The sequence below is a fragment of the Candidatus Cardinium hertigii genome (assembly GCF_003788695.1).
In genome coordinates this window covers 17,409-27,539 of sequence record NZ_RARA01000027.1, presented here as the reverse complement: position 1 = coordinate 27,539, position 10,131 = coordinate 17,409, and the positions used below count along the sequence as shown (strand labels likewise).

Annotated in this window: 6 protein-coding genes; 2 read left to right on the top strand and 4 right to left on the bottom strand. The window is 35.2% G+C overall.

What is annotated here, in order from left to right:
• Nucleotides 1-14: 14 nt before the first annotated feature.
• From EDM02_RS04710 to EDM02_RS04695, 4 genes are all read right to left on the bottom strand, one after another.
• Nucleotides 15-1,160: a leucine-rich repeat domain-containing protein gene (locus tag EDM02_RS04710; protein WP_123663489.1), complete on the bottom strand. Its 1,146-nt coding sequence runs from the start codon at nucleotides 1,158-1,160 to the stop codon at nucleotides 15-17.
• 743 nt (nucleotides 1,161-1,903) lie between these two features.
• Nucleotides 1,904-2,956: a hypothetical protein gene (locus EDM02_RS04705; protein WP_123663487.1), complete on the bottom strand. Its 1,053-nt coding sequence runs from the start codon at nucleotides 2,954-2,956 to the stop codon at nucleotides 1,904-1,906.
• A gap of 355 nt (nucleotides 2,957-3,311) precedes the next feature.
• The gene (locus EDM02_RS04700; RefSeq protein ID WP_123663485.1) at nucleotides 3,312-4,589 is read right to left on the bottom strand and encodes a leucine-rich repeat domain-containing protein; all 1,278 of its coding nucleotides are present in this window, start codon (nucleotides 4,587-4,589) and stop codon (nucleotides 3,312-3,314) included.
• A 306-nt stretch (nucleotides 4,590-4,895) separates the two neighbouring features.
• On the bottom strand, nucleotides 4,896-6,959 hold the full coding sequence (locus tag EDM02_RS04695) for a ComEC/Rec2 family competence protein (protein WP_123663483.1): 2,064 nt from the start codon (nucleotides 6,957-6,959) through the stop codon (nucleotides 4,896-4,898).
• A 327-nt stretch (nucleotides 6,960-7,286) separates the two neighbouring features.
• Between EDM02_RS04695 and yidC the strand changes: the two genes are divergently transcribed.
• Together yidC and ruvA are read left to right on the top strand one after the other, a co-directional pair.
• Nucleotides 7,287-9,056, top strand: a complete 1,770-nt coding sequence (gene yidC, locus EDM02_RS04690) for a membrane protein insertase YidC (protein WP_123663481.1) — start codon at nucleotides 7,287-7,289, stop codon at nucleotides 9,054-9,056.
• A gap of 18 nt (nucleotides 9,057-9,074) precedes the next feature.
• On the top strand, nucleotides 9,075-9,689 hold the full coding sequence (gene ruvA / locus EDM02_RS04685; protein ID WP_123663478.1) for a Holliday junction branch migration protein RuvA: 615 nt from the start codon (nucleotides 9,075-9,077) through the stop codon (nucleotides 9,687-9,689).
• The last annotated feature ends 442 nt before the right edge of the window (nucleotides 9,690-10,131 follow it).

Below are 10,131 nucleotides of genomic sequence, written 5' to 3'. Positions count from 1 at the left end.
AAATTCAATTCAATTTAGTACGAGACGCTAATGCCTCTATTCCGTAGTTCCGCTATTTCCTTGTTATTTATCAGGTTACCGGTTAGATAAAGCCATCTTAGCTGCGTTAGGTTCTCTAATCCAGTAATAATAGCTGTAAGTCGGTTATAGCTTAGGACGAGATATTCTAATTGCCTTAAGTCCTCTAATCCAGTAATATCTGTAAGTCGGTTACTGTTTAGATAAAGTTTTTGTAGCTGCGTTAAGTTCTCTAATCCAGCAATAGCTGTAAGTTGGTTATGGTTTAGGTAAAGACATTTTAGCTGCGTTAAGTTCTTTAATCCAGCAATAGCTGTAAGTTCGTTATTGCTTATGTCAAGTTCTAGTAGCTGCGTTAAGTTCTCTAATCCAGTAATAGCTGTAAGTTGGTTATGGTTTAGGTAAAGAGATTTTAAGTGCGTTAAGTTCTTTAATTCAGTAATATCTGTAAGCTGGTTATTGCCTAAGTTGAGATATTTCAATTGCGTTAATTTTTTTAATCCAGTAATAGCTCTAAGTCGGTTACCGATTAGATAAAGCCATCTTAGCTGCGTTAAGTTCTCTAATCCAGTAATAGTCGTAAGTTGGTTATGGTTTAGATTGAGATGTCTTAAATTATTTTTAGTATCCTCAGATAAGACCGATAAAAATGCATTTAATGCATCATCACCAACATTTAGGCCATTTAGGTCAAGTGCGCCCAAAGGGGCCCTATCTTGGTTAAGTAAGTGAAGGGATAGCAATGGCCTATCGTTCCTGTTCAACAGATTTACTAGTCTTATTAAGGAACGTATACGATTCTCATCCATAGGGCCACAATAACGAACATGTTGTATCCTAAATGCTTTCGCATAAGAAAGTCCTTGCTCAAAAAGCGCTTGACTACTTCCATTTATTTCATAAGGTTTATGGGCATTCTTATACCGCTCCCTAACTACGTCTTCTGTAACATTTTTAAACCGTCTATTGACAAAACGTGATGATTGCATGTCCTCTTCGTCATAGAGATGCCCTATAATTTCACACAAAAGCTCATTAGAGACATCAGTAATATTAACATGCTGCTTACCTTCTTGACAAGAAATAACTATACTACATGCCAGAAAATGTAATGCTTTATGTAGATTGGAATGGTTCTGCATAATATTTTATATTTTTTACTATTATATCTTGTTATTTTTTATTTTAGATGATCTACTCCGTTCAAAAATTAAAAGCAAGGGAATGTTAGCAAGGCAATGTTAAAATTGTGTTAACTACCAAAGATCACTACAAATTATAAAGTAAACAAAACATAAGACACGGTATAGATATGCAATATGATGCAGGCATTGTGCATTTAAAATATGCATTTCTTACATAGGTCAACAAAACAAATAAGGTATCCGTTCACTTGTTTGGCAGCGGTATTATAGATTACAGTAAATGGCTAATAATTGATGATTTTATCCATTTTTTTAAAGCTACTTTTTTGCTTGATCAAAAAAAGTAGCCAAAAAAAATCAAGCGCTGATGAACAAAGCTGTTAAAAATTCAGTCTGAAAGCTGAAAATCAGAACTCGCCCTCTACGGTTACTCAATGGATTTGGGAAGCTGGCAAGGCGCGCGAGGGTGAAGTGCACGCAGCATAGTACCCACTATGCGAGTACACTGAATCCCGAAGCGGAACGCAGCCAGCTTTTCAAAGACGAAGAGTAGGCTCAAACAGGCTGATTTTTTACCACCTTTCAGACTGAATTTTTCTAATCACAACTTTGTTCAAGGCGCGTTTTTTATAAACTTACATTATTGCGCATTTCTAAATACGAACGTGAAAAAATACGAATAGGCCACACCACTGAACGGATAGTGATGAACTTCCTACGCTACTACTTGTCCATGTTAATTATTGTATAACCATATTAGGCAATTCTGAGGAGATTGTGTCAAGATCTGTGTTATATGCTTTTGTCGCTGCTATTGCTACTTCCGCTAAGCTTGAGAAGAAGAGCGTTAAATTTACTTCTTTGCTATTTTCCTTTAGATATACAGCATGGGCTTCACAAAATTTACTATTTGCTACCGAAGATGCAGCAGCGGCTTCTTGAAAATACTCCTTAACTTTTATATTACTTGCTACGCTTGCTGCTAGTTTAAATGCTTTCGCTGTTTTTACTAATGCCTGGTCCAATGCTAGTAATGCTTCTCTTTTTTGTGATGCTATTTCTGAGGCTAATACTATTTTAGATGTAAAGTCATTTTTTTTAAATTTAGAGTTATCTTTGACTGATAAATCCTTAAATCTTGCCCATAAGCCTTCTATCAACGTTGCATATTTGTCTGCTGCTACCTCTACCTCCAAGTTTTCTACTGTAGAAGATACAGTTGCTGCTTGTTGGAATTCCTTTAATGCCAGTTGGCATGGTACTAGATCCACACTACTAAGGGACATAAGTAGTATATATTGCGTGAGATTATAATCTTTTATGGCTGCTTCATGAAATGCTTGTGCTGATACGTTAAATGCCTCTGCGACTGTCGCATTTTTTTCTACAATTGCTGCTCTTTTCAGGGCTTCTGAGTAAAGATGGTATATTAGACTGGCGTTAACTATGCCCTTATCAGCCCATTGTTTAAGGTAGTTAAAAATAACTATAGGATCTTTAGCTTGTATAGCTGAATCTTGGTATTGGCTGCTAGAAGGAATTTCAGGAAGTTCTTCCTCTTGTTTAAGGTAGTTAAAAATAACTGTAGGATCTTTAGCTTGTATAGCTGAATCTTGGCATTGGCTGTTAGAAGGAATTTCAGGAAGTTCTTCCTCTTGTTTTACTTCTTGCTTTGGCGTTAGCAAAAAGCCCCTTTTCATATTACTTACCTGTTTGCTACATCCAGCTAAGGCTAAAGCTAGGGTCGTTCTATACAATAGAGGAGTTAATATTGTTTTGGTTCTGTTAGTCATATTGTTTAAATATTTTGTGTTAATTAAATTGCAGTTATCGTATGCAGTTATCGTAAATTACTTATCTATAATTACTTATCTATTTTTGGATATTCTTCATTATGGATAATAACCTGCTATAAATAATATAGTACCAAATATAGGGACAAAAAGATTTAAATTGCAAATTATACACTAACTAATTAGGCAATTTTGTTTGTTCAAGGCGCGTTTTTTATAAAATTACATTATTGCGCATTTCTAAATACGAACGTGAAAAAATACGAATAGGCCACACCACTGAACAGATACCATATCATCTAACAGTTTATATTGCTATATATAAAATATAATAAACTGTTAGATTAAATTCAATTTAGTATGAGACGTTAACGCCTCTATTCCGTAGTTCCGCTATTTCCTTGTTATTTATATTTATCAGGTTACCGGTTAGATAAAGCCATATTAGCTGCGTTAATTTCTCTAATCCAGTAATATCTGTAAGTTGGTTATGGCTTAGGTCGAGATCTTTTAATTGCGTTAATTTCTCTAATCCAGTAATATCTGTAAGTTGGTTATGGCTTAGGTCGAGCCTTCTTAGCTGCGTTAATTTCTCTAATCCAGTAATATCTGTAAGTTGGTTATGGTTTAGGTTGAGATCTTCTAATTGCGTTAATTTCTCTAATCCAGTAATATCTGTAAGTCGGTTATGGCCTATGTCAAGTTTTTGTAGCTGCGTTAATTTCTCTAATCCAGTAATATCTGTAAGTTGGTTATAGCTTAGATAGAGGTTTTCTAGCTGCGTTAAGTTCTTTAATCCAGTAATATCTGTAAGTTGGTTACTAAATAGTAAAAGCAATCTTAGCTGCGTTAATTTCTCTAATCCAGTAATATCTGTAAGTTGGTTTTCGTGTATAAGAAGTTCTTTTAGCTTCGTTAAGTTCTCTAATTCAGTAATATCTGTAAGTTGGTTATAGCTTAGATAGAGGTTTTCTAACTGCGTTAATTTCTCTAATCCAGTAATATCTGTAAGTTGGTTATTGCTTATGTCAAGTTTTTGTAGCTGCGTTAAGTTCTCTAGTCCAGGAATAGCGGTAAGTTGGTTACCTCTTAGATTGAGTTCTCTTAAGTTATTTTTAGTATCATCAGATAAGATCGATAAAAATGAATTTAATGCATCACCAATATTTAGGCTATCTAGGTCAAGCTTGTTCACAGGGTCCCTATTTTGGTTAAGCAAGTGAAGGGATAGCAATGGCCTATCGTCCCTGTTCAACAGATCTGCTAGCCTTATTAAGGAACGTATACGATACCTATCCATAGGGCCACGATAACGAACATGTTGTATCCCAAATTTTTTCACATAAGAAAGTCCTTTCCTAAAAAGCGCTTGACTACTTCCATTTATTTCATAAGGTTTATGGGCAGTCTTATACTGACTCCTAACTACGTCTTCTGTAACATTTTTAAACCGTCTATTGACAAAACGTGATGATTGCATGTCCTCTTCGTCATAGAGATGCCCTATAATTTTACACAAAAGCTCATTAGAGACATCAGTAATCTTAGCATGCTGCTTGCCATTTTGACAAGAAATAATTATACTACATACCAGGAAATGTAATGCCTTATGTAGATTGAAATGGTTCTGCATAATGTTTTATATTTTTTACTATTATATCTTGTTATTTTAGATGATCTACTCCGTTCAAAAATTTAAAAGCAAGGGAATGTTAGCAAGGCAATGTTAAAATTGTGTTAACTACCAAAGATCACTACAAATATAAAGTAAACATAAGATAAAGCAAGGTATCTGTTCAGTCTTGTAGACTATGCGTAGCTTGCTTCTTTTATCAAATTTTTTTGCTATTGCAACGGCCTTATAAGGATTAATACCCTGAAAAATAAATAATAGCCATAAATAATAGCCCATTTTGCAATGGCTCTTACTATAGCATGTCTATTGCTTTATGGACCATGTTAGCATTTTTTGCATCCCTGGCCTGAGCCAAATAACGTCTGTACTTAGTTTTTTGTCTATCTTTTTTATTTCAGCCGTATCACGCAACTTTATTTCAGCCGCATCACGCAACTGATGGTGATGGGCTGTATGGCTATATATTACCAATGTTTGGAACTTAACAACTTTTTCTAAAGTAGTTATCTCATCTAACAATTTTTGTTTTATTAGGAGGTAGTCTGCCTCAAGTTTAGCGCCATGCCAGCTATACCAATCAGATGGAATAGAGTCGATGGCAAGGATAACTTTTCCATGCCAGACTGCCATTATGCCCCCGGACCAGCGCCGTAGATAAGGAACGTTGTGGATGGGTTGTAAATTATGGCAAATTAAATCTCCGTTATGATCTTGTAAAGTAAAAGATAAGGCGTAGTTATGATAGCAAATCAATTTACATTGACGTTGAGCTGCTATAGTAGATTGTATAGCGCCTGCAGCATAACATGCTATGCATACAGTTATGAGAAGGGGATAGATTAGATTTTTATATTTGAGAAATAAACAAATAGATATTAATATGAGATATAGTAAAAAAACTTCATAACCCGTTACAGAGCAATTTTGTAAAGTGCTCATAGGCCATTGGGCCATCCAACAGACAAAGGTATTGGTTACAAAAATTAATTTGGTTAGGGTAAAGCCCAGCACTGTGCCTACTATGGGTAAATAACTACCCGCTAGCCATAAAAGGCTCAATATAAGGATCATAAATATAGCGGGTACGACTGCCCAATTGGCGATAATAAAGTAGAGAGGAAATTGTTTAAAATAATACAAAATAATTGGTAATGTACTGATTTGTGCTGAAATAGATAAGGAAGTAGCCGTCCAAATTTTTTGTAGCCAATAATTTTTTACGGTTATTACGCTATGGATATGGGGTTGCAGATAGAGAATGCCCAAAGTTGCCATATAGGAAAGTTGAAAACTGCAATGCAGTAGTAAGCATGGATTCCATATTAATATGGCAAAAGCAGAAAAAAACAATCCATTGTAATGGTTGGACCCTCTACGCATTAAAAAACCTAATCTTGCCATAGTGATCATAGTAGTAGCTCGTACTATAGGCGGAGAAAAGCTACATAACCAGCTATATAACCAAAGCACAAGCATTGTACAAATTTCTGATAGCGTAAAAAATCCCATTTTTGTAAAAAAAAATCTAAAAACAGCACCTATTAGTGTATAGACCATGGTTACATGCAAACCAGAAACGGCTAATACATGAATGGTACCTGTATCTATATAGGCTTTGCGTATGAGAGGATTAAATCTGTCTTTTTGGCCAAATAAGAGCGTTTCTACCATCGCAATGGCTTGTGTATCTTGTAGCTTTGTGGTAAGAATTTGGTTACACCATTGACGTATTATTACAGGCCATGTACGATTTTGTTTGGATTTTTGGGTTGACAGCTGAATAAAATCTTTATCCATTTTATGTAAAGTATGATGATATAGGGGCTGATGCGTATTATGTAAGGATATAATGCTATGCGCTTGTGGTATTTGGCTATGATATAGGCTGCGAACGGGAGTGCCACGGATCAGTAAGGTATGGCCTTTTATGGGTTCATACGCATCTTTTTTAGAAAAATAAAGTCGTAGGTGTCCATTGCTGCTATGCCAGCCTGAATGGTTTCGTATATGGGTTACAGAAGCTTTACAAACATAACGAGATGCCTTGTAAACCTTTTCAATATAGATTTGATATCCTTCTAAATTTGGATTGACTGATAACCATGCAGTTAGGCTATTTTGCTGCTTTTGGACGGCATGCAATAATACATTTCCATAGCTCATGACCAGAAGGACAAGAAGCCCTATTGGGTTAAGCCAAGAAAAATCTACTGGTGCAATGTTACCCTTTATAAATTTAAAAGCACCGATATATAGCGTAATGAGTGCACATAAAAGAACAAGCGTAATGGAAAGTTTTATTGGGTAGTAGATGGCCAATATAATTCCGATGATCCAAACTATTGTTAGGCGCAGAAAAGGGATCATCCTTTTCTGCTTTTGCAGATTGCTAGTGCTTGCTGATCCGTTTCCATAATTCCATCTGTATTTTTGGTCATAATATCAGTTGTATATAATACTTCCAAACTATTTGCATAAAGATGCTTTACGAATTCTTTTTGTTTTATATAAAAATATTTTGGTCAATATGCTTATAGCGTATAATATTTTTTATAAGTATTTTAAATGATTATATTCGTCAGTCCCTTTATTAATGTAGAGAGGCAGCTATAGGGTTAACATAATAACTTTATTTCATAATTTCAGCTAGGCTAATGATTTTTTAGTTTACATCTTTCTTTTCCCGTTATTGTTATGGATACAAACAAAATTATTCGATTATTATTGATATCTACCAGTTTTTCTCTGGTATATTTTTATATTCTTAAACCGAAGTCAGAAACCCAGCCTACTACATGTCCTGTTGGTAGTGAAAAGATGGTTCCATTGGGTTTGCCAAGTCCATCTGATTTCGGGATGTCTCTTCCTTTTGCAGCTGCTCTTCAAGGGCAAGAAAAATATATAACGGTTGAAAATGAATTGTTTAAAGTGTTTCTTAGTAGCAAAGGTGGTACTATAAAAAGAGTGGTACTTAAGAAGTACAAAGATAAAGATGGGAAGGAGTTAGCGTTATTGGATAAGCAAAGCAATATGGGTCTTGTTTTTCCTTATAAGGATTTTCTTATAGAAACACAGGCCTTATTTTTTCAAACTGCAGCCAATACCCTCCATACACTCAAAGGTACCCAACAGGCTTCAATAGTTTTTCGATTAGCATTGAGCCCATCGCAATACCTAGAGCAGTGTTTTGAATTTTCTGGAAATAGCTATAAAATACATTACGCTTGGAGAGCCGTTGGCATGGAGGAATACCTAAACAAAGCATGCAATGCCTCTTTTCAATGGCAGATGGATATGAAGAGTCTAGAAGCTGATAGTAAAGCAGATATGTCTAAAAGTACTATTAATTATTACTTATCGGATCGGACATTTGGTGGACTAGAAGAAAGCTCAACAAAGGCTCAAAAAAAGAAATTAGAAGCGCCGATCAAATGGGTAAGTCTTACGCAACGTTTTTTCTCTTCTGCTATTATTGCTGACGATATTTTTGCTACAGGAGATATCAGTATGGAGCCGATATTAAATAAGCAGGATGTAACCAAGGCGGCAAGATTGTCTCTTACATTATCCGCAAAAGAAAAAGAAGAGGGGCGTAGCGCATTTACCTTCTTCTTTGGGCCCAATGACTATAAAACACTTCAAAAAGTTACTGAAGGATTCGAACAAAATTTACCATTGGGGTGGGCAGTGTTCAAATGGGTTAACAAAGGGCTGATTATACCACTTTTTTATTTTTTGGAAAAGTATTTTTCTAACTATGGGCTAATCATCTTTTTAGTGGTTATTATAATCAAATTATTATTGGCTCCACTTTCCTATAAATCTTTTATTTCTATGGCTAAAATGAAGGTCATTAAACCGGAGTTAGATAAGATAAAGGAAAAATATGGGAATAATTTACAAAAAGTACAAACTGAACAATTGGCCTTCTATAGGGAATTAGGCATTAATCCATTGAGTAGTTGTATACCTATGTTACTGCAAATCCCTATTCTGTGTGCTATGTTTAATTTCTTTCCCAATGCTATTGCTTTACGGCAGGTTCCCTTTTTATGGGCACATGATTTATCAACCTATGATAGCATCATACGACTTCCTTTTACTATACCGGTGTATGGCAGCCATGTAAGTTTATTTACCTTGTTAATGGTGTTAGCAACCATTTTTAGTAATCATAGTCAAAGTAGCGCTACAGAAGGTCCCATGAAGGGATTATCCTATATTATGCCTTTAGCTTTTATGTTTATGCTAAACTCTTCTCCCGCTGGGCTAAGTTTTTACTATTTTATTCAGACGGTTATGACCTCTTTACAACAAAAGCTTATAAAATATTTTGTTAACCAGGAAGATATTAAGGAAAAATTAATGGCTACGCAACAAAAAAGAGCAAAACAAGGTGAAAAACCTTCTTTTCAATCTAGGGTTGCTGCTGCTATTCAGGCTAATAATAAAAAAAAGAAATAGCGTTACCTTATTGTATGTATGATTGCCCAGCTAATAGGAAAGTTACTGCACAAAGAGCCAACTTATGTTATCCTAGATGTAGGAGGCGTAGGCTATGAGTTATATATTTCGTTATATACTTTTGCGCAAATAAAAGCATTAGAGCGTTGCACATTGTTGAGTGCTATGCATGTAAAAAGCGAGGTTTTTACCCTTTATGGTTTTTATACGCTAGCAGAGAAGGCATGGTGGTTGCGGCTTATTTCCGTCAGTAGCATTGGCCCAAAGACTGCTTTAACCATTTTGTCTTCCCTTGCTCCAGAAGAATTACATTATGCTATCCTGGATAAGAATGAGCGGTTACTTACCTCTATTAAAGGTATTGGTGCAAAAGCTGCTCAGCGACTTATATTAGAATTGACAGATCAAGCTCAAAAATTGCGTTATGTAGTAACGCCTAATACCATAGCACAAAACGCAGTAAACAGTATGGAACAAGATGCCATAATGGCTTTAACTACCTTGGGGCTTACGCAAAAAGTAGCCGAAAAGGCTATTGCAGCGGTAAGAGCACAAGCCATAATGCCACTTACATTAGAGGAACTCATTAAAAAAGCATTGAACCCATTTAGGGATATAGATAACCATATATAACATATATCAAAATAGATTCGTTCACTTGCGTAGCAATCATATTTTCTTGCTGTATTGTGTTTTGGATAAAGATTAGGATTTTTAGGGTTTATGTTTTAAACTTGTTGTACCCTGAAGTAGGGCAATGCTTACATAAAGACATGTGGGCAAATGTATAGCTTATTTATTCAACCATTTTACACGTAAAAAACATATGTTCCGGTTAACATGTATAGTACTATTTAGTCTAATATTTATGATGAGTTGTCAAAAACATAATCACCATATGGATCCGTTAAAGGATACCCCTACTGCTAGTACTAGTGCCCTATCCAATCCAGATCATGAACCAGATCTAGAACCAGATCCTAACGTAGAGGAGATCATAAAAGATTTTAAACAGCTTAGTTTAACAGATTGTAAAAATTTATTTAACCAAATAGAAGGTTTTACTTTAGAAGAT

Bases quoted from the DNA above. Each gene is read 5' to 3' on its own strand.
- EDM02_RS04700 (WP_123663485.1), bottom strand. From the start codon at position 4,589: ATGCAGAACCATTTCAATCTACATAAGGCATTACATTTCCTGGTATGT.
- EDM02_RS04695 (WP_123663483.1), bottom strand. From the start codon at position 6,959: ATGATCCCTTTTCTGCGCCTAACAATAGTTTGGATCATCGGAATTATA.
- ruvA (WP_123663478.1), top strand. From the start codon at position 9,075: ATGATTGCCCAGCTAATAGGAAAGTTACTGCACAAAGAGCCAACTTAT.
- EDM02_RS04705 (WP_123663487.1), bottom strand. From the start codon at position 2,956: ATGACTAACAGAACCAAAACAATATTAACTCCTCTATTGTATAGAACG.
- EDM02_RS04710 (WP_123663489.1), bottom strand. From the start codon at position 1,160: ATGCAGAACCATTCCAATCTACATAAAGCATTACATTTTCTGGCATGT.
- yidC (WP_123663481.1), top strand. From the start codon at position 7,287: ATGGATACAAACAAAATTATTCGATTATTATTGATATCTACCAGTTTT.